Source organism: Pseudomonas sp. CGJS7 (assembly GCF_036961695.1).
Window position 1 is genome coordinate 40,364 of record NZ_JBAMDI010000011.1, and the last position, 23,918, is coordinate 64,281.

Below are 23,918 nucleotides of genomic sequence, written 5' to 3' on the forward strand. Positions count from 1 at the left end.
ACCCCATGCTTCGCGCCCTGATCCTCCTAGCCCTGTCTTGCCTGCTCAGCCCGGCCTTCGCCGATGAGCGTGCGCAGACCCAGCAGCAACTGGATGCCACCCGCCAGGACATTGCCGAGCTCAAGAAAACGCTGAGCAAGCTCCAGGAAGAAAAGGCAGGTGTGCAAAAAGACCTCAAAGCCACCGAAACCGACATCGGCAACCTCGAAAAGCAGGTGGAGGCCCTGCAGCAAGAACTAAAAAAGACTGAAGGCGAGCTGGAGCGCCTTGATACCGAGAAAAAAAAACTCCAGAGCGCCCGCGTTGAACAACAACGACTGATCGCCATTCAGGCCCGTTCGGCCTACCAGAACAACGGTCGCGAGGAATACCTCAAGCTGCTGCTCAACCAGCAGAACCCCGAGAAATTCGCCCGCACCCTCACCTATTACGACTACCTGAGCAAGGCGCGCCTGGAGCAATTGCGCACCTTCAACGAGACCTTGCGCCAACTGGCCAACGTCGAACAGGAAATTTCCAGCCAGCAACAACAACTGCTGGCCCAGCGCACCGACCTCGACAGCCGTCGCCAGGCCCTGGAAACCGAGCGCGCCAAGCGCCAGCAGGTACTGGCAAAGCTCAACAGCGATGTGAAGGACCGCGATCAGAAGCTGCAAGCGCGCGAACAGGACCAGGCCGACCTGGCCAAGGTCCTGAAGACCATCGAGGAAACCCTCGCCCGCCAGGCGCGTGAAGCTGAAGAGGCACGCAAGAAGGCCCTGCTGGCGCAGCAGGAAGCGGAAAAACGCCGCCAGCAGGAAGCGCTGGCCGCCGCCGCTGCCCGCGACCGGGCCCGTGAGCCTGCAGAGCCAGTGGAACCGCCGAAAAAGGCCCGTACCACCCTCGGGCCGATGGTTTCCAGCGATGGCGCCAACTACGGCGGCGCATTTTCTGCTGCGCGGGGCAAACTTCCATGGCCAGTCAATGGTCGATTGCTGGCACGTTTCGGTGATGCCCGCGGTAGCGACGCCCGTGCCAAGTGGGACGGGGTTATGATCAGCGCCAACCCAGGCACCCAGGTACGTGCCGTGCACGGCGGGCGTGTGGTATTCGCGGACTGGTTGCGCGGTGCCGGGCTTCTGGTCATTCTCGACCATGGCAACGGTTACCTGAGCCTGTACGGCCACAACCAGAGCCTGCTCAAGAATGCCGGTGATATCGTCAAGGCCGGTGAAGCCATTTCCACCGTTGGCGACAGCGGTGGTCAGGACGCGGCAGGCTTGTATTTCGCTATCCGCCAGCAGGGCCGGCCTACCGACCCTTCGCAGTGGTGCCGGGGCTAGTCAAATTTCTACGGCGCAGCCTGAGTGCTGCGCCGATGCTCCCCAGGGAGCGCTTACAGGATCAGGAGTTCGTTCGACATGCTGCACTCGCCTCGTCTCACCCAGCTGGCCCTGTCCATCGCCCTGGCGGTCGGCGCGCCCCTGGCCACCGCCGCAGAGCCGGCCAAGGCCGCCGCAGTGCCAGCCACCGAGGTGACCGCCAAGGCGCCACTGCCGCTGGAAGAACTGCGCACCTTCGCCGAGGTCCTGGACCGCATCAAGGCCGCCTACGTCGAACCGGTAGACGACAAGACCCTGCTGGAAAACGCCATCAAGGGCATGCTCAGCAACCTTGACCCGCATTCGGCCTACCTTGGCCCCGAGGACTTCCAGGAGCTGCAGGAAAGCACCAGCGGAGAGTTCGGCGGGCTGGGCATTGAAGTAGGCCAGGAAGACGGCTTCATCAAGGTGGTCTCGCCAATCGACGACACCCCAGCCTCGCGGGCCGGCGTGCAGGCTGGTGACCTGATCGTCAAGATCAACGGCGCCCCGACCCGCGGCCAGACCATGACCGAAGCCGTCGACAAGATGCGCGGCAAGGTCGGCGAGAAGATAACCCTGACCTTGGTGCGCGACGGCGGCAACCCGTTCGACGTGAACCTGACCCGTGCAGTCATTCAGGTCAAGAGCGTGAAGAGCCAGCTACTGGAGAACGACTACGGCTACATCCGTATCACCCAGTTCCAGGTCAAGACCGGTGACGAAGTGGGCAAGGCCCTGGCCAAGCTGCGCAAGGACAACGGCAAGAAGCTGCGCGGGGTGGTGCTGGACCTGCGCAACAACCCAGGCGGCGTGCTGCAATCGGCAGTGGAAGTGGCCGACCACTTCCTGACCAAAGGCCTGATCGTCTACACCAAGGGCCGCATCGCCAACTCCGAGCTGCGTTTCTCGGCCGACCCGGCCGATGCCAGCGCAGGCGTGCCGCTGGTGGTACTGATCAACGGTGGCAGTGCATCGGCATCGGAAATTGTCGCCGGCGCCCTGCAGGACCAGAAGCGCGCCGTGCTGATGGGCACCGACAGCTTCGGCAAAGGCTCGGTGCAGACCGTGCTGCCACTGGCCAACGACCGCGCCCTGAAGCTCACCACTGCGCTGTACTACACCCCCAACGGCCGCTCGATCCAGGCCCAGGGCATTGTCCCGGACATCGAGGTGCGCCCGGCCAAGCTCACCGCCGAAGCCGACACCGAAAACTTCAAGGAAGCCGACCTGCAGGGCCACCTGGGCAACGGCAACGGCGGCGCCGACCGCCCGACCGGCAGCAGCAAGCGCAAGGAACGCCCGCAGGATGACGACTTCCAGCTGAGCCAGGCACTGAGCCTGCTCAAGGGCCTGAACATCACCAAGGGCGACTGAGCCACCCTATGCGTTTTCTGCTGTGTCTGTTGTTTTGCCTGATGGCCGGAATCGCGCAAGCGGCACCGGCCAACAAGGCCTACATGAGCATCATCATCGACGACCTGGGCCAGAGCCCGGAGCGCGACAGCCGTACCCTGGCCCTGCCTGGGCCGGTGACCATGGCGATCATGCCCGACACCCCGCATGCCACCGACTTTGCACGCCAGGCGCACAAGGCCGGCAAGACGGTGATCCTGCACATGCCCATGGACCCGGCCACCGGGCCCTATGCCTGGCACCCGGGCATCGCCATCGAAGAGCTGGCGCGGCGCCTGGACGCAGCATTGGTCAAGGTGCCCTACGCCGCCGGCATCAACAACCACATGGGCAGCCGCATGACCGCACAGCGTGAACCCATGGCGTGGTTGATGGGCGAGCTGCAGCGGCGCCATCTGTTCTTTGTCGACAGCCGCACCAGTGCCGCCACGGTTGCCGCGGCCGAGGCTCAAGCACACGATGTCGCGCATGTATCACGGGATGTATTTCTGGATGACGTGCGCACGCCGGAAGCCATCGACGCTCAGCTGCAACAGGGTATTACGCTGGCCCGCAAGCAAGGCTCGGCCGTGTTGATCGGCCACCCCTACCCGCAGACGCTAGCGGTGCTGGAAAGTCAGATTCCACGGCTCAAGCAGTTGGGTATCGAACTGGTCACGCTGCAACAGATGATCGCCACACGTGGCAACCAGGCCATGCCTGCACACGGTAAGCATGGCCGTTACAGCAATCGCTAGCATTTGCCGATCGCGGGCAGCCGCTGGGCCACCCGGGCGAATGTTCAGAGGTTGAACGGAATGACATCCCTGGCCTGTGCGTAGGTCAGGTTACCCCGATAAATGCTCAGTACCTGCCCCTCGCTCGCCGCCTTCATTTGCTCGCGATACCCCATCTTGCGCTGGCTCCACAGCTTGAGATGGCCTTTGCCAAACGCCGTCGGCGCCGCCTGCGAGTCGGCAAAATGGAAATGCGCGGCCCACAAGGGTTTACCTCGACTCTCACCGGGAGCACGCAACAGGCTGATCCGGTACTCGTCCAGATAGCCATCGGAAACCACCTGCCGAGGCCCGACATATTCCACGGCGAGCAAACCCTGCTGATGGAGAAAATTCAGCCCTCTGGCACCTGGATAGCGCGTCTTGCTGTAAAGCGCTACCAAACAGTCGCGGCGGGCCTGACGCAACTGAATCAGCGCATCGTCCATGCCCGCCAGCAGCGCGTGCTCTGCGTTGGCATCGCTGAGCTGTTCACGCAACTCGGACACTTCGTTGATCTGGCCGTCCAGCATCGACATCAGGCCCATGTCGTCAGCATCCTTGGCAACCAGGGCTCTGGCTTGAGCGATGACATTTTCGTTCTGTGCCAGCATGGCCTCGGCCAGTTCCCGGTTGTTCCTTTCGGACTCCGGCGTAGAAGTCCGCGACTGCTGTTCCGGTTCGCCCGCGGCTACCTCTTCAACCCAGGTGTTTCCCTGCTTCTGGAAGCGATGCAGCGCACTCTTGTTGAAAGCCGCTACAACTTGCAGCACAGCCTGCCCGTCGACCACCGATTCGCTGCCAATGACTATCTGACCAGCCCGCGTATGGGCCACCTGCAGGCTCTTTCGTGAATAGACCGCACGACGTGTGCCACGGACCTGCCCGTCCGCCTGCTCGCGCATGGCCTCGACCAACGCCTCACCGGCTATGGTTTTCAGTTCCACCATCTGTTGCTTGTAGGCCTCAAGGCGCTGGACATCGATGAGCTTGCTGCCGAGTGTCTTGATCCGTTCGGCGTTGAGAATCGCCGCGAGGTATTCGTCCCACGCACTTTGCAGCACCTCGATTCGTTCGGCGACAGGCAAGTCACAGAACATCAGCAGATGATGGGTTTGTGCAGCCACCCGCAAACGCTGACTGGCGAGCGCATGGCGGAAGATCATGTAGTGCTGGGTAGGCGTGCCTTTGTGCCACTGCAGGGCCAGCTCGACCAGGCCCATGGCCTGGAAAAACCGGATGTTGATCGTGGTCGTCTTACGGCTCTCGATAATGCTCGAAACGGTCAGCGTGGTATTGACGTAAGGCACTTGCATGTCGATGTCGGTGATGGCCAACAGGCGATCCAGCTGGCTGGAGACATTGATGATCCTGGGCTGCTCTTCAAGCAACTTTTCCAACATCGTCCGGAACCTGGCATACAACTCGGCCTGTTTCTCTGGCGGTGCGACATTGAGCGCATTGGTGAGTTGGTCATATTCCCTGAACCCACCCAAGGCCAGTAGCTCATCAATGAAAAACATGCCAAAGCTGATCAGGTTCTTGCGGACCTGGCCCAAGAGTATCCGTTGATCTCTTACGCTGCCGACGTGCGTCGAGGCGCTCGACTTGTCAAGCACGTAGGTAATGTTGCGTTCGGCCTCGAGATAATCAAGGAACAATCTCTCGTTCAAGGGCAGGCGCTGGTTGCGCAACTTACTCGTCTGCTCTTGCAACTGCTGGAACTTGAGCTTGAACAACTCGGTAGCCTGCTCGAATTGCGCACGTTCGCCCGGCTCGGTGGGTGGCGCCTTTTGCAACCGTTCCTCGACTTTTTTTACCGGATCACGCAAACCGACAATCTGCTCGCTCAACGCGTTGAAATCCTTCGTGGCAGCCTCTGCGGCCAGGATAAGCCGCTCTATCTCGGCCTGAGCCTTGGCGATCGGCCCGTCAAGCTTCTTGCGCAATCGCTCGCGGGCCAACTCGCCGGAGCGATCATTGCCACCGTGCAAGCGCGAATTATTGAGGCGCCAGACATTGCCGTCGCGCATCAGGTATGGCCCAACCGTGCCGTCCGGACCAATGATGCGAAACGCTGCGTTATCAAGGCTGACTCGGTAGACATCACCGTCCAGAGACACATAGAAATCATCCCCGATCCGTACCAGCCCCGCGGCCACGCCCTGCGTCTGCGGTTCGCGCCCTTCCAGCAAAACACTGACCGCCAACGCGCGCATCTGGCCGCGCTGGGCACTTGACAGGCCATTGAGCCCCCCAGCCCCACGCCAGGAAAAATCGAGGTGGGTGTTGGCCATGGCCTGCAGGCTGTCGACCGAGGCGCTGGGCTCCCGCGTTGCTGCGCAAAGGTTCGCCAGCTCGACCCCAGTGCCGGCAGGTGGCCCCTGGAACAGCACTGGCGGCAGGTCGCCAGAAACGGGCGGCGCTGCCAGTTTCGGCGTCTGCAGGTGTATCAGCGCCAGCAAGGTGTTGTTCAGCACATCGACCATCGCCTGGATGCGCTCGTCGAGATGCGAGCTGGCCAGTCCTTGCACATCGTTGATCAAGCTGCGCATGCCGATGTAGAGCCAGGCAACCGAGGTGAGCGGCCCTGGCAACACCGGAAACACAACATTCAGCAGTTCCCAGGAAAATGCGGTGACCAGTCGCCAGCGCACCTCGCTGTTGCTCATGGCGCTGCGATCCGCCAGCTCCAGCAACATCCGGCCCTTGGCTTCGAACATCTGCCGATCCACGTCCCGCGCCCAGAATTGCAGCGCCAACTGAACAGGCTGCGGTTTCTCCGGGAGGGTGTAAGGGTCGAGCAGCCATTGGGGCAGGTGCGGCTCCCGGAAGCCACCATTGTCGTAGACCGCGCGCTGAGCTTGCTCAATCCACAGCAGCACGTTGTCCTGCAACGCCCCCGGGCGGCTGATCGCATCCAACAGTGCTTGAGCGCTGTCGTACTGAATCAGCGCCTTTTCGGTGTACAGCGGGCAGTACAACAGATGAACACCCAACTCGATGAGTTCGATCACGTAGAAACCATGCGCGACGTCGACCCTCTCTGATGTCGGCGAGCGTTTGAACGCAAGCGGTGCAATCCGCACAGCGGCTGCCCCTTCCGCGCCGCTACGGCAGAATTCTGCCAGGGCGCCGTAGGCGAATTTGTCGAGCCGTTTGACGGCACGCGCCCGCGCAGCATCGAACATCAGGGTGACACGCCAGCGTATGGCAAATGCCGAGATGTGTTCGGCGCGGCTCGCCGAGCGATCGAGCATCGACTGAACATGCCGTGGATAACTGCCGCCGATATCGACTCGCTGCACCAGCTCACGGACGTAATCAATGGTCATCCACTTCATGATCAGCTGGTTTTCCCGGTGGGCGATGTGTGTCACCACCCCGCCTGCGGTGGCATCCAGGCGGCCGATCGCCAGCTGCGTCAGGGTCAACGTCTTTTCACCGGTCTTCTGGCCGAAGCCCAGCCCGTGACCGTCACTGACAAAGGTCTCGACCGTGAGGAGAAGGTCATCAGGAAAATAATTGGCGTCTACCGGGTGGTCATGCAGCATCGCTTCGCGCAGGCGCGTCGCCGCATAGGTGTGCAAGTCCGGCAGACCGTCCTGAATGCCCTGCGCTGGGCTGTGCTGTTGCAGTAGCGACAAGTCGAGCATGGCTTGGAGGTAAGCGGTCTGGCTATCCGTATCGGCTCGCGACAGGCCCTTGGGAAGCGCCAGGCCCAGCCCACCGGTGCCATGGTCACTGAACTCGGCGAAAAATGATGCGGGGTCGCAGGCCAAGTGGCAGTAGTGCTCCAGTTGGTCGACGCTGTCGATCGCACTCCAGCGCAGGCGGGCCACGCGCTCGAGCAAGATTTCCAGCAGCGAGGCGCTGTACAGGGCGAAAGCGTCGCCCCCCACGGTCAGGCCCTGCCAGTTCAACTCATCAAACCGGTAACGTCCAGCCATCTGTATTTGCAACGCCGCGCCGAATGCAGCCTGGGCGTCGAAACTGCGGACCAGGCCTTCGGGAGAACACCAGAGTGTCAGTTCGCGAACCTCACTGGAGGCGGTAATCAGCAAGCCGGGCAACAGCTCATGGAACGTGTCTTCGCCCTCACGTAAGGCTACCCGCACCAGCTGCACATCGAGCCCGGTGCGGTTGCCCATCATCAGGTCACGCAGAAGCTTGCGCTGTTCGTCGTCCAGCGCTTCGTCTTTCAGGCCATCGAGCAGGTTGGCGCGCAACAACTGTTGCAACCACAGGTCCCGGTCGATCGTGCCGTCGCCGTTCCAATAGTCGATCTGCGCTTGCTGGAAGTGCCAAAGCAGCATTGGCAGCAACGCGTTGAGGCCATCGGTCAGGCGCGCGGGCTCGATCAAATCGCCCTCAGCCGTTTCGAAGCTCGACTCGATGGCGAAAAAGCGCCGGGGCGGGTTCAGGCTAAGGCGGTAGTCGCCCGCCGGGGCGAGGTCCAGTGGTTTAGCCGCAAGCAGGGCCTGCAGCACAACATCCACCAGCGGCTGAGGGCGCCAGACACCATCCGGCTGCAGGGACATCAGGTACAGCGGTGCAGCCGAGGTCATTTCAGGGCGATGCACGCCAACCAGAGGATAGTGCTCCAGGATCACCTTCATGACCTGTTCGCCTACGACCTGGCGGAGCATGGGACGGCTGGCGAACTGGGCGGCGACTGCGTGTTTGAGGTTGTGCGCGTGAGTGGCGGGCATGACCAGGACTCGTTGTGGAATGAACCACAAAGCGTCCTGGAAATGGTATCGAAACAGGTGCTACATATTGCTGCTGGCAGGCCGCGGCACCTGGCGGTGCGGCGACCTGCCGGGCTGTCAGCTATAGACGCGGCCAAGCACCTGGCGATGGCTCTCGAACTGATCGAGCACATCACGCACGATCTGGTCTGGGGCAAAGCCCATCAGGTCGTACTCCTGACTGCCGTCATGCAGATAGACCTCGGCGCGGTAGAAGCGCTGGCGCAGTTCAGGCTCACCCTCGACCGGCGCCTCGCTCGGCGCGGCCATATAGCCGTCAAGGCTCACTTCGTAGACGAACGGGTTGCCCTCTTCCATCATCACCCGCAAGCCCATCAGGTTGCGCGACTGGCCAACGCGGGTTTCCACCTCGAAGCCCTGCGTCTGCAGCTGTGCAGCGGCTTCTTTCAACGCCGGGCTGACCTGCTTGTCCATGAAGCGCTGCACCACGGCCTGGGTCGGCTGCAGTTCCAGCTGGGTCAGGCGCTCGCTAAAGCCGCGACGGCCACGGGCGGCCAGTTCGGCGCGCTCCTGCTCGATCACCACGTCCTGCTTCATGGCCTTGTACAGGCCGAACATGAACAGCACCAGCACCACCGAGAACGGCAGGCCCGCCAGCACGACCATGGTCTGCATGGCTTCGAAGTTACCGGCAAACAGCAGGCCGATGGTCACCAGGGTGATCACCACGGACCAGAACACCACCATCCAGTGCGGGGCATCTTCGTCGACCTTGCCGCCTGTGCACGACAGGTTGGCCATCATCACCGCGCCGGAGTCGGCCGGCGTGAGGAACAGCACGAACCCGACGAACACTGCCACACCAATGACGATCTTGGCTGCCGGGAAGTATTCCAGCAGCTGGTAGATCGACATCGATGGCTGTTCCAGCGCAGTCTTGCCCAGCTCCACGGCGCCCTGGTTGATCACCAGGTCCAGTGCGGTGTTGCCGAAGATCGACAGCCAGGCCAGGGTGAAGCCCAGCGGGATCAGCAGCACGCCCATCACCAGTTGGCGCACGGTGCGGCCCTTGGAAATACGCGCAATGAACATGCCGACGAACGGGCCCCAGGAGATCCACCAGGCCCAGTAGAACACGGTCCACAGGCCCAACCAGCGCTCCGACTTGCCGGCTTCGCCTTCATACACATAGAGGTCGAAGGTTTTCAGCACGATGCCGTTCAGGTAGTCGCCGACGTTCTGCACGAAGCCGTTGAGCAGGTGCAGGGTCTCGCCGCCCAGCAGCACGAAGATCAACAGGCCGCTGAACAGCATGATGTTCAGGTTGGACAGGCGGCGGATGCCGTTTTCCACGCCCGATACCGCTGCCACGGTAGCCACGCCGGCCATGACCAGGATCACCACCAGCAGGTTGGTCTTGCTGTGGTCCATGCCGAACAGGTATTCCAGGCCGGACGACACTTGCATCGCGCCGATGCCCAGGTTGGTCACCAGGCCCAGCAGGGTGACGAACATGCCGAAGATATCGACGGCGTTGCCGGCAGCGCCCTTGACCCAACGCTCGCCCACCAGCGGGTACAGCGCCGAGCGCAGTGCCAACGGCTGGTTGTGGCGGTAGGCAAAGTAACCCACGGCCAGGCCGACCAGGGCATAGATCGCCCAGCCGTGCAGGCCCCAGTGCAGGAAGGTCAGCTGCAGGCCCTGGCGCGCGGCCTCGAGGCTGGCAGGAGTGCCCTCCGGTGGGTTGAAGTAGTGGTCCAGGGGCTCGGAGGCGCCGAAGTACAGCAGCGAAATACCGATACCGGACGAGAACAGCATGCCGGCCCAGGCGCCATAGCTGAAGTCAGGCTGGTCGTCCTTGCCACCCAGCTTGAGGCTGCCGTAGTCGGAGAAAGCCAGGTAGACGACGAACAGCAGGTATCCGCAGATGACCAGCATGTAGTACCAGCCAAAGGTGCGCGTCAGCCACTTCTGGGCCACGCCCAGCACCTGGCCGGCGGTTTCGGGTACAGCGATCAGCAAGGCAGTCAGAACAAGGATCATCAGCGCGGAGGTGAAAAACACCACGCGGTTGACCCGTACCCTCTCGGCGGGGGGCTTGGTAAGTGAGGCAGAACTCATTGCACGAATGCTCCGGGCAGTGCGGCTGTGGAGGCTAATCAGTCTTTCCCGAGCAATTGGTGGAATATCCCCACTGCATCAGGTGTTATAAAAGAACCCTGGAAACCGTGATCCCGAATCGATACGTTGCCAAAAACAGACAGGTGGCCTGCTGAAAATGCCACGCCTCAACGGAGGTGCGCGCATTCGTCACAGGTCACCCCGCCCGCTCCAAGGGCCTGTCGCAGGGCCAATGGCCGTACGGCAGAATCTGCATTTCGCATCGCTCATGCCCGTCAACACCTTGTATTCCGGTGGTTACGCGATTTCCTGGGGTGTCAATCCGTGCCTTCTCGACCGCCTGAAAAACTGTCAATGGCACAAATTGTCGCAGAGCTTATTCTTTATTGATTGAACGTTCAATCAAAACAAAATAGACTGGCCTTCGCCGAGTCAGCCGCCTGTCGTCTGCTCGCAGGCCTGAGGAGATAGCAAGATGCCCAAGGTCGGTATGCAACCCATCCGGCGCCAGCAGTTGATCGAAGCCACATTGCAGGCGGTCGATCAGGTCGGACTGGGGGACGCCAGCATTGCGCTGATTGCCCGTTTGGCCGGTGTGTCGAACGGCATCATCAGTCACTACTTTCGGGACAAGAACGGCCTGATCGCAGCGACGATGGGTTACATCATGAGCATGCTCAACGAAGGCGTCAGAGCACGTCGCCAGGCCCTGAAAGACGACAGCCCGCGCGCTCACCTGAAAGTGATCATCGAGGGCAACTTCGATGCCAGCCAGGTAAACGGCCCGGCAATGAAAACCTGGTTGGCCTTCTGGGCTTCCAGCATGCACCAGCCCGATTTGCACAGGTTGCAGCGGATCAACGACCACCGCTTGTATTCCAACCTGTGCTGCCAGTTCCGTCGCGCCCTGCCGCTCTACCATGCGCGCAAGGCAGCCCGCGGCCTGGCAGCCCTGATCGACGGTTTGTGGCTGCGTGGCGCCCTGTCGGGTGATGCATTCGACACCGACCAGGCGATACGGATTGCTTACGAATACATGGAACTACAACTGGCCAAGCAGCACACCCTGGGCACAAACGACCAGGCTGCTGACAATGCGCGCAGGGCCCTTGCCAACCCGGCAGGAGCATGACGCGCAAGCCAAACCACACACTGCACTTGCGAGGACACTATGGCCCGTTTCGGAACGCAAAAACTCTACATTGATGGCGCTTACGTCGACGCTGGCAGCGATGCCACTTTCGAAGCCATCAACCCGGCCACCGGCGAAGTCCTCGCCCACGTACAGCGTGCTACCGAGGCAGACGTCGAGAAGGCCGTGGAAAGCGCCGAACGTGGCCAGAAAGTCTGGGCTGCGATGACCGCCATGCAGCGTTCGCGCATCCTGCGCCGCGCCGTCGACATCCTGCGCGAGCGCAACGACGAGCTGGCCATGCTGGAAACCCTGGACACCGGCAAGTCGTACTCCGAAACCCGCTACGTCGACATCGTCACCGGCGCCGACGTGCTGGAATACTACGCAGGCCTGGTACCGGCCATCGAAGGCGAGCAGATCCCGCTGCGCGAATCGTCCTTCGTCTACACCCGCCGCGAGCCGCTGGGCGTGACCGTGGGTATCGGTGCCTGGAACTACCCGATCCAGATCGCCCTGTGGAAATCTGCCCCGGCCCTGGCCGCTGGCAACGCGATGATCTTCAAACCGTCGGAAGTCACCTCGCTGACCACCCTGAAACTGGCCGAGATCTACACCGAAGCCGGCCTGCCAAACGGCGTGTTCAACGTTCTGACCGGCAGCGGCCGCGAAGTCGGCACCTGGCTGACCGAGCACCCGCGCATCGAAAAAGTGTCCTTCACCGGCGGCACCACCACCGGCAAGAAAGTCATGGCCAGCGCCTCCAGCTCTTCGCTGAAGGAAGTGACCATGGAGCTGGGCGGCAAGTCGCCACTGATCATCTGTGCCGACGCCGACCTGGACAAGGCCGCTGACATCGCCATGATGGCCAACTTCTACAGCTCGGGCCAGGTGTGCACCAACGGCACCCGCGTGTTCATCCCGGCTGAAATGAAGGCGGCCTTCGAAGCCAAGATCGCCGAGCGCGTTGCCCGCATCCGCGTTGGCAACCCGGAAGACGAAAACACCAACTTCGGCCCGCTGGTCAGCTTCCAGCACATGGAAAGCGTGCTGGGCTACATCGCCAAAGGCAAGGAAGAAGGTGCCCGCGTGCTGTGCGGCGGCGAGCGTCTGACTGCCGGTGACTTCGCCAAAGGTGCCTTCGTTGCCCCGACCGTGTTCACCGACTGCACCGACGACATGACCATCGTCAAGGAAGAGATCTTCGGCCCGGTGATGAGCATCCTCACCTACGAAACCGAAGAAGAAGTGATCCGCCGTGCCAACGACACCGACTACGGCCTGGCCGCCGGCGTCTGCACCAACGACATCACCCGCGCCCACCGCATCATCCACAAGCTCGAAGCCGGTATCTGCTGGATCAACGCCTGGGGTGAATCGCCGGCCGAAATGCCGGTAGGTGGCTACAAGCAGTCGGGCGTCGGCCGTGAAAACGGCGTCAGCTCGCTGGCTCAATACACTCGCATCAAGTCGGTCCAGGTCGAGCTGGGCGGCTACAACTCGGTTTTCTGAACCCTGTCTAGCCTCGCCCGTGCCACCGCGCACGGGCGTTCCCGCTCCCCGATCACCGCCAACACGAGGGTACTTTCATGTCCCAAGAATTCGATTACATCATCGTCGGTGCCGGCTCGGCCGGTAACACCCTGGCGACCCGCCTGACCGAAGACGCCGGCGTCACCGTATTGCTGCTGGAAGCCGGTGGCCCCGACTACCGCTTCGACTTCCGCACCCAGATGCCAGCCGCCCTGGCCTTCCCGCTGCAAGGCCGCCGCTACAACTGGGCCTACGAGACCGACCCGGAGCCGTACATGGACGGCCGCCGCATGGAATGTGGCCGTGGCAAGGGCCTGGGTGGCTCGTCGCTGATCAACGGCATGTGCTACATCCGCGGCAACGCCATGGACTTCGACGGCTGGGCAGAACTGCCAGGCCTGGAAGACTGGACCTACCTGGACTGCCTGCCGTACTTCCGCAAGGCCGAAACCCGTGACATCGGCCCGAACGACTACCATGGCGGCGAAGGCCCGGTCAGCGTGACCACGCCGAAAGCCGGCAACAACCCGCTGTTCCATGCCATGGTCGAAGCTGGCGTACAGGCCGGTTACCCACGCACAGAAGACCTCAACGGTTACCAGCAGGAAGGCTTCGGTCCGATGGACCGCACCGTGACCAAGAACGGCCGCCGCTCCAGCACTGCCCGTGGTTACCTGGACCAGGCCAAGAAGCGCCCGAACCTGACCATCGTCACTCACGCCCTCACGGATCGCGTTCTGTTCGACGGCAAGCGCGCCATCGGCGTGACCTACCTGGTCGGCGACAGCGAAGAGCGCGTCGAAGCCCGCGCCCGCAAGGAAGTGATCGTCAGCTCCGGGGCCATCGCCTCGCCGCAACTGCTGCAGCGCTCCGGCGTCGGCCCGCGCGCCCTGCTGGAAAGCCTCGACATCCCGGTTGTGCACGACCTGCCGGGCGTTGGCGAAAACCTGCAGGACCACCTGGAACTTTACCTGCAGTACGCCTGCACCCAGCCGGTTTCGCTATACCCGTCGCTGCTATGGTGGAACCAGCCGGCGATCGGTGCCGAATGGATGTTCAACGGCACCGGTATCGGCGCCAGCAACCAGTTCGAGGCCGGGGGTTTCATCCGGACTCGTCCGGAATTCAAGTGGCCGAACATCCAGTATCACTTCCTGCCGGTTGCGATTAACTACAACGGCTCCAATGGCGTGAAGGAACATGGCTTCCAGGCGCACATGGGCTCCATGCGCTCGCCTGCCCGTGGCCGCATTCAGGTCAAGTCGAAAGACCCGCGCCAGCACCCGAGCATCCTGTTCAACTACATGTCCACCGAGCAGGACTGGCAGGAATTCCGTGACGGCATTCGTCTGACCCGTGAAATCATGGCCCAGCCGGCGCTGGACCCGTACCGTGGCCGCGAAATCAGCCCGGGCGCCGACGTGCAAACCGACGAGCAGCTGGACAAGTTCATCCGCGAGCACGCCGAAACCGCCTTCCACCCGTCCTGCTCGTGCAAGATGGGCACCGACGACATGGCGGTGGTCGATGGTGAAGGCCGCGTGCACGGCATGAAGGGCCTGCGCGTGGTCGATGCCTCGATCATGCCGCTGATCATCACCGGCAACCTCAACGCCACCACGATCATGATCGCCGAGAAGATTTCGGACAAGATCCGTGGTCGCAAGCCACTGCCGCGCAGCACCGCCAAGTACTACGTGGCGGGGGATGCACCAGTGAAAGGCAAGCCGATGCGTGAAGTGAAACAGGGCTGAGGCCTTGATCAGGGGCCGCGCAGCGGCCCCTTTCACGTTTGCTCAGGCGGGCAGCGCAAAGAATGTGCGCATCAACGAATCATCCTCGACACCCAGTCGCCCCGCCAGCGCCTGGCGATCGAACAACTGTCCTGTGCGCATTTCACGCACGGCCTTCCCGCCTGGCGCCTGCGCCAGTGCCTTCAGACACACCTCGGTAAAGCGATAATTGTGCCCTTGAACGGCCGTCACCTTTTCCACTTGCAGGTAGCGCCCGGGCATCATCAAAGACTCCGCTTCATCAGGTCGCCTTGAAAAGGGCCCGATGGGCGTCGCCTGCATGTCTTCGCCCGGTTCCAATACATACACCAACGCATTTTCATCAAAAGCCCCCCTGCCGCTGACCTGGGTCTGCGGGTCGTTGAAAACCTCCCAGAGGGCATAGGGGTTTTCCGTGAATGACGTGAAGTCGGTGGTCACCAGCACGTCACCCACTTCAATGGCACCCTCACCAACTGCCTGAAAACCCGTGCCCCGCAGGCTGGAGGCAGCCCGATACAGCCTTACCTGATTACTGACGCCAATCTGCCCAAGTGCGCGGGCAAGGTCATGGCTGCGCTGGATATTCCCGGCGCGAGTGCCCTCCAGCGGCATACCCCGCCACAGGTTGTTGTAGCGCTCCGGCGAGCTGGTGTACTCGGCAATGGCGGGCGAACCAAACCCGAGCTCATCGCGGTAGACGGGGTAGGGCTCACCGAATGCATCCAGATACTCGCCATTGGGCCCCACGGCATCGAGATCAGCCCACGGAACCGCGCCCAACAGGGCTTCCTGGCGGGCCAGCGCCTGATCCGACACAGCCAGCAGGTCGTCTGCCGCCGGCGCCATGTAAAGCTCCCAATCGACCTTGGCAGCGGAGGCTTGCGCCTGACCAGTCACACGCGGGGGGACGTGGCCATCAGTGAACAGCTCGCTGGCACGCATCATGGCTATATCGAGCAGGATGAACAGGATATCCGTCAGTACTGACCACCATGCTGCCGTGCGCCAGGCCTGCTTGCCATTGATTGCCCGGTCCAGGTGCAGCGCCAGGCTTGCGGTGCCCAGACCGAGCGATGCCAATATCACTGGCCAGCCAAGCGGCGCCATCGGCGCAATTATAAAACTCGCTGCTTGCAAGCCCGACAGCCAATCGGCCTTGCGCAACTGTGCGTTGGTGGTCAGCCGTTCGTGGGCGTCGCTGGTCAGATCATCCATGACCGAATCGCGCAGACGAACGAACAGGTCCCCTTCAATGGCCTGTCCTGAAAACGTGGTGTCGCCTCGCGACTGTGCGAGCAACTTGAAGTAATTGCGTAGACGCGGGCGTAGCGACTGCGCCAGTACCCCGTCCCCGACGAACAGCCTGACCAGCCGCTCTCGCCCCGCAGTCGTGGTGGCCTGGTCAGCCATCCACATCTGGAACGCATGGCGATCGTCGAATACCTTCACCACAGCCTGCGCATCGGCAAGATAGAGGCACAACCTGCCAGTCTTCAGCTTGTGCAAGAACATCAGCTTGGCGCTGATACCGCCGATGACAAGTGCGTTCCATTGAGGTTGGGCATTCGCTTGCCTGGCCTGTCGCAGGCCTTGCACGGTGCTTGGCAGAGCGGCATCAGCGACCGTCACCGCCATCAGTTCCTGGCGCTCAGGTTGGCTCAGCGCAGATTGGCCCACAGCAGCAATGAAGCGGGCACGGGCCAGGACACAATAGTCTTCGCCATGCCGTGACCGGAACTTGCTCAGCGCCTCGGTGTAGCGCCCTGCAAAATCCAACTGCCAGAACGCCGTCAGTACTTGCCGAGGGTCGAGCCGCACTTCGTTGCGCTCGTCGTAAACTGCGTGGCTGGCATCCACCCGGTAGAAGCCACCATAAACACTCAACTCGTCAGCACTGGCCTGCTGCTGCGGGCCGAATCGCTGGATGACCAGTTCGGTAAGGCTCAAAGACCGCAGTGGCGGCCCACTGTGGCGCCAGCCGGTGAAGCTCGACGAACTGCTGGCCGCCGACTGGAACTCGTGCCAATAGAGCCCGTCCGGGTCCAGCCAGTACCCCAGTTGGCGGCGAAGCACGTGGCCCGCCGCCTGGCGCGCCAGATTGTGCAAATCAGGAAATTGCCCGAGCAGGCGCTGGGCCACCTGGGCGAGAGAAGTGGTTTCTTTGACATTCATGTCACTTGGCTGCCTGACAGTGGGCGAACCATTACAGCCGCAAGCCGCAGCGACGATGCGGTATCGCTTTACAGCCTGCGTCGGCCTCAGGTTAGAATCGATTGGCACGCGACCTGCTAGCTGTTGCTGAATGCGCTACCACGCCCCTTCCCCGCTGTCTCGGAGTACCTGCCTTTGGATGCAAGCACCATCAACAGCCTGTTCCTGATCGGCGCATTGCTGGTGGGTGCAAGTATCCTGGTCAGCTCGCTGTCATCGCGCCTGGGTATCCCTATTCTGGTCATCATCCTCGCCGTCGGCATGCTCGCCGGTGTCGATGGTGGCGGCATCATCTTCAACAATTACCCAACCGCCTACCTGGTGGGCAACCTGGCACTGGCCGTCATCCTGCTTGACGGTGGCCTGCGTACGCGGGTGGCAAGCTTCCGCGTGGCGCTGTGGCCGGCGCTGTCGCTGGCCACGGTCGGGGTGATGATCACCACCGCCCTCACCGGCCTGGTTGCCGCCTGGCTGTTCAACCTGAGCCTGATTCAGGGTTTGCTGATCGGTGCGATCGTCGGCTCCACCGACGCCGCTGCAGTGTTCTCGCTGCTCGGCGGCAAAGGCCTGAACGAGCGGGTTACGGCTACCCTCGAGATCGAGTCGGGCAGCAACGACCCGATGGCGGTGTTCCTCACTGTCACCTTGATCGACATGATCGCCAGCGGCCAGACCGGGCTGCACTGGGGCCTGCTGGGCCACTTGTTGCGTGAGTTCGGTATCGGCGGGCTGCTGGGCTTGGGCGGTGGCTGGCTGATGCTGCAACTGGTCAACCGCATCAACCTGGCCGGCGGCCTTTACCCCATTCTGGTAGTGGCCGGCGGCCTGGTGGTGTTCTCGCTGACCAACGCCCTGCATGGTAGTGGCTTCCTCGCCGTTTACCTGTGCGGCCTGGTGCTGGGCAACAAGCCTATCCGCAGCCGCCACGGCATCCTGCACATGCTCGACGGCATGGCCTGGCTGGCGCAGATCGGCATGTTCCTGGTGCTGGGGTTGCTGGTCACGCCGCACGACCTACTGCCCATCGCCCTGCCGGCACTGGGCCTGGCGCTGTGGATGATCCTGGTGGCGCGGCCACTGTCGGTGGTCGCGGCCCTGCTGCCGTTCAAGGCTTTTCACGGCCGCGAAAAGGGCTTCATTTCGTGGGTCGGCCTGCGCGGCGCGGTACCGATCATTCTGGCGGTGTTCCCGCTGATGGCGGGCCTGCCAGACGCCCAGCTGTTCTTCAACCTGGCGTTCTTCATCGTGCTGGTGTCACTGCTGGTGCAGGGCACCAGCCTGCCGTGGATGGCCAAGCTGCTGAAAGTGACCGTACCGCCAGACCCGGCGCCGATTTCCCGCTCCGCCCTTGAGGTGCACATCACCAGCGAGTGGGAGATGTTCGTCTACCGCCTGGGCGCCGAAAAGTGGTGCATCGGTGCCGCCCTGCGCGAACTGAAAATGCCCGAAGGCACACGGATTGCCGCGCTGTTCCGTGGCGAGCAACTGCTGCACCCGTCGGGCAGCACCGTGCTGGAAGTGGGCGACATGCTCTGCGTGATCGGCCACGAGCACAACCTGCCGGCCCTCGGCAAATTGTTCAGCCAAGCGCCACAGCGTGGCCTGGACCTGCGTTTCTTCGGCGACTTCGTGCTCGAAGGCGATGCCGAACTGGGGGCGGTGGCAGCGTTGTATGGCCTGAAGCTCGATGGCCTCGACGCGAAAATGCCGCTGGCGCAGTTCATCCGACAGAAGGTCGGAGGCGCTCCAGTAGTGGGGGACCAGGTCGAATGGCATGGCACGATCTGGACCGTGGCGACCATGGACGGGAACAAGATCCAGAAAGTAGGCGTCAGATTCCCCGAAGGAACGCGACCCGGACCAGGATTGTTCCTCTAAACTTCGTTTCAGCCGGATCCACAAGTAGTCTGCCTATGTCCCTGCGCGTGTACCTTCGCACAGCCCTGCTCGGGTTGTGCCTGTCCCTTTCTTTTGCGGCTGGCGCGGCAGAAGCCCCGACCACCGCCAGTATCCAGAACAGCCTCGACAAGATCGCCGAGCGCAAGCTGCCCGAGGCAGACCAGAAGGCGCTGCAGCAGGTGCTCGAACAAACGTTGAGCCTGCTTGCTGCCAAGGAAGACAACGAAAAGAAACTGGCTGCACTCAAGCAGCAGCTGAGCAGTGCCCCCAAGGAGACCAGCGACAGCCAGAAGGAGTTGGCCAGGCTCAAGGAAACCAAGGCACAACCGGTGGCACAGCGCTACGCCAACCTCACCGTGCCACAGCTTGAACAGATGCTCAGCGAACGCAACACGCTGCAGGGCGAGCTGCAAAAGGCGTTGTCTGAAGCCAACAGCCTGATCATCAACTCGCAAACCCGCCCCGAGCGTGCCCAGGCGGAGATCAGCAGCAGCCAGACCCGCACCCAGCAGATCAACAACATACTCAAAACCGGCAAGGACGGTGGCAAAGCCATCAATGCCGACCAGCGCAATCAGCTCAACGCCGAGTTGGCTTCGCTCAACGCGCTGACCCTGCTGCGCCGCCAGGAACTGGCCGGCAACAGCCTGCTGCAAGACCTCGGCAATGCGCGTCACGACCTGCTGGTCGAGCGCGCTGCGCGCCTGGAGCAGGAAATCCAGGACCTGCAGACGCTGATCAACGCCAAACGCCTGGCCCAGTCCCAGGAAGCCGTCACCCAGCAGTCGATCGAGGCTCAGAAGGCCGGCGGCAGCAGCCTGCTGGCCACTGAAAGCGCGATCAACCTCAAGCTTTCCGACTACCTGCTCAAGAGCACCGATCGCCTTAACGAACTGACCCAGCAGAACCTGCGCACCAAGCAGCAGCTCGACAGCCTGACCCAGGCCGACCAGGCGCTTGACGAGCAGATCAACGTGCTCAAGGGAAGCCTGCTGCTGTCGAAGATTCTCTATAAACAGAAACAGACACTGCCGCACCTGAAGGTCGACCGCGACCTGGCCGACCAGATCGCCGACACCCGCCTGTACCAGTTCGAAGTCAACCAGCAACGCGAGCAGATGAGCAGCCCGGTCACCTACGTCGACAAGCTGCTGGCGGCGCAACCGCAGGAAGCTGTGACACCGCAGCTGCGCAAGGCCCTGCTGGAAGTGGCCATCACCCGCAGCGACCTGTTGGAGCGGCTGAACCGCGAGCTGTCGGCGCTGCTCAACGAATCGATCACCCTGCAGCTCAACCAGAAGCAGCTGCTGGGCACCGCGCAGAGCCTGCGCACCACCCTCGACGAGCAAATGTTCTGGATCCCCAGCAACAAGCCGCTGGACTGGGACTGGCTGCAATACGTGCCAGAGCGCCTGGCCGACCAGGTCGCCAACCTGCCATGGGGCTCCAGCCTGAAAGAGCTGGCCGATGGCCTGAGCCAGCGCCCGTTGCTGTTCCTGCCGCTGCTGTTGGTGATCGGCGCGCTGTTGTGGCGGCGCAAATACCTTTACCAACGATTAGGCAAAGTGCACCAGGATATCGGCCACTTCCGCCGTGACAGCCAATGGCACACGCCCCAGGCAATCCTAATCAACATTCTGCTGGCGATGCCGGTCAGCCTTGGTCTGGCGCTGTGCAGCTACGCCCTGCAGATCGACGCCCGCGGGCAGAATGCCAACCTGGGCGCCGCACTCTGGCAGCTGGCCCAGGCCTGGCTGGTGTTCTATACCGCCTACCGTATCCTCGCACCCGGTGGCGTGGCGGAAGTCCACTTCCGCTGGCACAAACCGCAGGTCGAGTTCCTGCGCGGCTGGGTTCGCCGCCTGGGCACCGTTGTGCTGGCACTGGTCGGCGTGGTGGCGGTGGCCGAGCACCAGCCTTCGGCATTGGCAGACGACGTGTTGGGCATCGGCGTGGTGCTGACCTGCTATGCGCTGATGGCCTGGCTGCTCAGCCGTCTGCTGCTCAGCAGCCCGGCACACCGTGACACCTCGCTGTTCCGCAGGGCGGTGGGGGTAGCGTTCACCGCCCTGCCCATCGCCCTGTTCGTCGCCGTGTGCTTCGGCTACTACTACACGGCACTGAAGCTTACCGACCGACTCATCTACACCCTGTACCTGCTGCTGTTCTGGCTGGTGATCGAGGCCGCCTTCGTGCGCGGTCTGTCGGTGGCTGCACGACGCCTGGCCTACCAGCGTGCGTTGACCAAGCGTGCGGCAGCCAAGGAAGGGCTGGATGGCGAAGTCATCACCGAGGAGCCAACGCTGGATATCGAACAGGTCAACCAGCAGTCGCTACGCCTGATCCGCCTGGCCCTGCTCGGCGGCTTCATCGCCGGCCTGTACTGGGTATGGGCCGACCTGATCTCGGTGTTCGCCTACCTCAACAATTTCGTCCTCTACGAATACACCAGCGGCACCGGCGCCGCCGCCAGCATGGTACCGATCAGCCTCGGCGACCTGCTCGGCGCGCTGGTGATCGTCGGCATCACCTTCGCCCTGGCCGGCAACTTGCCAGGCTTGCTGGAAGTACTGGTGCTATCTCGCCTGAACCTGGCCCAGGGCAGTGCCTACGCCACCACCACGCTGTTGTCGTACACCATCGTCGGCATCGGCATCGTCAGCACCCTGTCGACCCTGGGGGTGAGCTGGGACAAGCTGCAATGGCTGGTGGCTGCGCTGTCAGTAGGGCTGGGCTTCGGCATGCAGGAAATTTTCGCCAACTTCATCTCCGGCATCATGATCCTGTTCGAGCGCCCGGTACGGATTGGCGACACCATCACCATCGGCAACCTGTCGGGCACGGTAAGCAAGATCCGCATCCGTGCCACCACCATCACCGACTTCGACCGCAAGGACATCATCGTCCCCAACAAGACCTTCATCACTGGCCAACTGATCAACTGGTCGCTGACCGATACGGTCACCCGGGTGACGCTGAAGCTGGGCATCGACTATGGCTCAGACCTCGACCTGGTGCGCGACCTGCTGCTCAAGGGCGCGCATGAGAACCCACGCGTGCTCAAGGATCCGGAACCGATCGTGTACTTCCTCAACTTCGGCGAGAGCTCGCTGGACCACGAACTGCGCATGCACGTGCGTGACCTGGGCGACCGCAACCCGACGCTGGACGAGATCAACCGCTACATCAACCGCGAGTTCAAGGCCCACAACATCAAGATCTCGGTACGCCAGGTAGAGGTGTTCCTGATGGATGCGAAGGGCAGCAAGCAGCAATTGATTCCGATGGAGCAGCCGAAACCGGATGGCACTGCTTCGGCCTGAATAGGCTCGAATACTTTATTGTGTGCAAAATGGCTGCGAGGGCTTCGCCCTCGTTCGCGGGTGAACCCGCTCCTACACAGGGACCGCACTGCTTTCAGGCACTGCATGTTCTTTGTAGGGGCGGGTTCACCCGCGAAGGGCCGCCAAGCGGCCCCATAGGCACCGATTCCAAGGAGCAGTCCCGTGAAAGCCCTCGACCAACTCACCTTCGACAACCGCTTCGCCCGCCTGGGCGATGCGTTCTCCACCCAGGTGCTGCCTGAACCCATCGCAGACCCGCGCCTGGTGGTAGCGAGCGAGTCGGCCATGGCCTTGCTCGACCTCGACCCCGCCCAGGCCGAGCTGCCGGTGTTCGCCGAACTGTTCAGCGGCCACAAACTGTGGGAAGAGGCCGACCCTCGGGCGATGGTTTATTCCGGCCACCAGTTCGGCTCGTACAACCCACGTCTGGGCGACGGCCGTGGCCTGCTGCTGGCCGAAGTGCTCAACGACGCAGGCGAACACTGGGACCTGCACCTCAAGGGCGCCGGCCAGACACCCTACTCCCGCATGGGTGACGGCCGCGCCGTGCTGCGCTCGTCGATTCGCGAGTTTCTCGCCTCCGAAGCCCTGCACGCCCTGGGTATCGCGACCAGCCGGGCACTGTGCGTAATCGGTTCCAGCACCCCAGTGTGGCGCGAAACCCGTGAAAGCGCGGCCATGCTGACGCGTCTGGCGCAGAGCCATGTGCGTTTCGGCCATTTCGAGTACTTCTACTACACCAAGCAGCCCGAGCAGCAGCGCGTGTTGATCGACCATGTGCTGGAACAGCACTATCCCGAATGCCGTGACGCCGAGCAGCCTTACCTGGCCATGTTCCGCACCATCGTCGAGCGCAATGCCGAACTGATCGCCCGCTGGCAGACGTATGGCTTCTGCCACGGCGTGATGAACACCGACAACATGTCGATCCTCGGCATCACCTTCGATTTTGGCCCCTATGCGTTCCTGGATGACTTCGACGCCAACTTCATCTGCAACCACTCCGACGATCGAGGCCGCTACAGCTACGCCAACCAGGTGCCCATCGCCCACTGGAACCTCAGCGCGCTGGCCCAGGCACTGACCACCGTGATCGAAGTTGAGCCACTGAAGGAAGCGTTGGGCCTGTTCCTGCCGCTGTACCAGGCCCATTACCTGGACCTGATGCGCCGGCGCCTGGGGCTGACCACCGCCGAAGATGATGACATGGCGCTGGTCGAGCGCCTGCTGCAGTGCATGCAACGCGGTGGCGTGGACTACAGCCTGTTCTTCCGCAAACTGGGTGAGCAGCCGGTGGCTGAGGCGCTGAAGGTGGCGCGCGATGACTTTATCGACCTGGCCGGTTTCGATGCCTGGGGTGCAGACTACCTGGCCCGCTGTGGGCGTGAACCCGGCAATGCCGAAGGCCGCCGTGAGCGTATGCATGCGGTAAACCCGCTGTACGTGCTGCGCAACTACCTGGCGCAGAAAGCCATCGAAGCGGCCGAGGCGGGGGATTACAGTGAAGTTCGACGGCTGCACCAAGTCCTGACCAGGCCGTTCGAGGAACAGCCCGGGATGCAGGCCTACGCCGAGCGACCGCCGGAGTGGGGCAAGCACCTGGAAATCAGCTGCTCTTCCTGATTAGCGCCGAATCCTGTGGGAGCGGGCGTGCCCGCGAAGCAGGCAACGTGATGGATT

Annotated in this window: 12 protein-coding genes and 1 pseudogene; 9 read left to right on the forward strand and 4 right to left on the reverse strand. The window is 62.4% G+C overall.

Annotated elements, in window-relative coordinates:
• Positions 1–5 precede the first annotated feature (5 nt).
• The 3 genes from V7787_RS09385 (at position 6) to V7787_RS09395 (ending at position 3,493) form a co-directional block, all read left to right on the forward strand.
• Positions 6–1,322: a murein hydrolase activator EnvC family protein gene (locus V7787_RS09385; protein ID WP_014592693.1), complete on the forward strand. Its 1,317-nt coding sequence runs from the start codon at positions 6–8 to the stop codon at positions 1,320–1,322.
• Positions 1,323–1,400: 78 nt separating this feature from the next.
• Positions 1,401–2,717 carry a S41 family peptidase gene (locus V7787_RS09390; protein ID WP_004576741.1) on the forward strand — a complete coding sequence of 439 codons (1,317 nt, stop codon included), beginning with the start codon at positions 1,401–1,403 and terminating at the stop codon, positions 2,715–2,717.
• A gap of 8 nt (positions 2,718–2,725) precedes the next feature.
• Positions 2,726–3,493: a divergent polysaccharide deacetylase family protein gene (locus V7787_RS09395; RefSeq protein ID WP_064491016.1), complete on the forward strand. Its 768-nt coding sequence runs from the start codon at positions 2,726–2,728 to the stop codon at positions 3,491–3,493.
• A 44-nt stretch (positions 3,494–3,537) separates the two neighbouring features.
• Here V7787_RS09395 and V7787_RS09400 read toward each other — a convergent pair whose 3' ends face one another.
• From V7787_RS09400 to V7787_RS09410, 3 genes and pseudogenes are all read right to left on the reverse strand, one after another.
• Positions 3,538–8,223, reverse strand: a complete 4,686-nt coding sequence (locus V7787_RS09400) for a dermonecrotic toxin domain-containing protein (protein ID WP_336087571.1) — start codon at positions 8,221–8,223, stop codon at positions 3,538–3,540.
• A 117-nt stretch (positions 8,224–8,340) separates the two neighbouring features.
• Entirely contained in the window at positions 8,341–8,805 is a 465-nt protein-coding gene (locus V7787_RS09405; RefSeq protein WP_172830944.1) for a hypothetical protein, read from the reverse strand.
• Positions 8,753–10,287 (reverse strand): annotated as a pseudogene (locus V7787_RS09410) (BCCT family transporter). The gene V7787_RS09405 and the pseudogene V7787_RS09410 overlap by 53 nt, the downstream one beginning before the upstream one ends.
• A gap of 532 nt (positions 10,288–10,819) precedes the next feature.
• On the opposite strand from V7787_RS09410, the gene betI reads away from it, so the two are divergent.
• From betI to betA, 3 genes are all read left to right on the forward strand, one after another.
• The gene (betI, locus tag V7787_RS09415; RefSeq protein ID WP_014859113.1) at positions 10,820–11,476 is read left to right on the forward strand and encodes a transcriptional regulator BetI; all 657 of its coding nucleotides are present in this window, start codon (positions 10,820–10,822) and stop codon (positions 11,474–11,476) included.
• A gap of 39 nt (positions 11,477–11,515) precedes the next feature.
• Entirely contained in the window at positions 11,516–12,988 is a 1,473-nt protein-coding gene (gene betB, locus V7787_RS09420) for a betaine-aldehyde dehydrogenase (protein WP_003249182.1), read from the forward strand.
• A 77-nt stretch (positions 12,989–13,065) separates the two neighbouring features.
• Positions 13,066–14,763: a choline dehydrogenase gene (gene betA / locus V7787_RS09425; RefSeq protein WP_010955611.1), complete on the forward strand. Its 1,698-nt coding sequence runs from the start codon at positions 13,066–13,068 to the stop codon at positions 14,761–14,763.
• Positions 14,764–14,805: 42 nt separating this feature from the next.
• On the opposite strand, the gene V7787_RS09430 is transcribed toward betA, so the two are convergent.
• Positions 14,806–16,956: a dermonecrotic toxin domain-containing protein gene (locus V7787_RS09430; protein WP_064491018.1), complete on the reverse strand. Its 2,151-nt coding sequence runs from the start codon at positions 16,954–16,956 to the stop codon at positions 14,806–14,808.
• A gap of 174 nt (positions 16,957–17,130) precedes the next feature.
• On the opposite strand from V7787_RS09430, the gene V7787_RS09435 reads away from it, so the two are divergent.
• The 3 genes from V7787_RS09435 to selO all read left to right on the forward strand — a co-directional run bounded on the left by V7787_RS09435 (position 17,131) and on the right by selO (position 23,861).
• Positions 17,131–18,873, forward strand: coding sequence for a potassium/proton antiporter (locus V7787_RS09435; protein WP_336087578.1), 1,743 nt, complete (start codon positions 17,131–17,133; stop codon positions 18,871–18,873).
• A gap of 35 nt (positions 18,874–18,908) precedes the next feature.
• Positions 18,909–22,217 carry a mechanosensitive channel MscK gene (mscK, locus tag V7787_RS09440; RefSeq protein ID WP_198748275.1) on the forward strand — a complete coding sequence of 1,103 codons (3,309 nt, stop codon included), beginning with the start codon at positions 18,909–18,911 and terminating at the stop codon, positions 22,215–22,217.
• 183 nt (positions 22,218–22,400) lie between these two features.
• Positions 22,401–23,861, forward strand: a complete 1,461-nt coding sequence (gene selO / locus V7787_RS09445; RefSeq protein ID WP_064491021.1) for a protein adenylyltransferase SelO — start codon at positions 22,401–22,403, stop codon at positions 23,859–23,861.
• Positions 23,862–23,918: the final 57 nt, after the last annotated feature.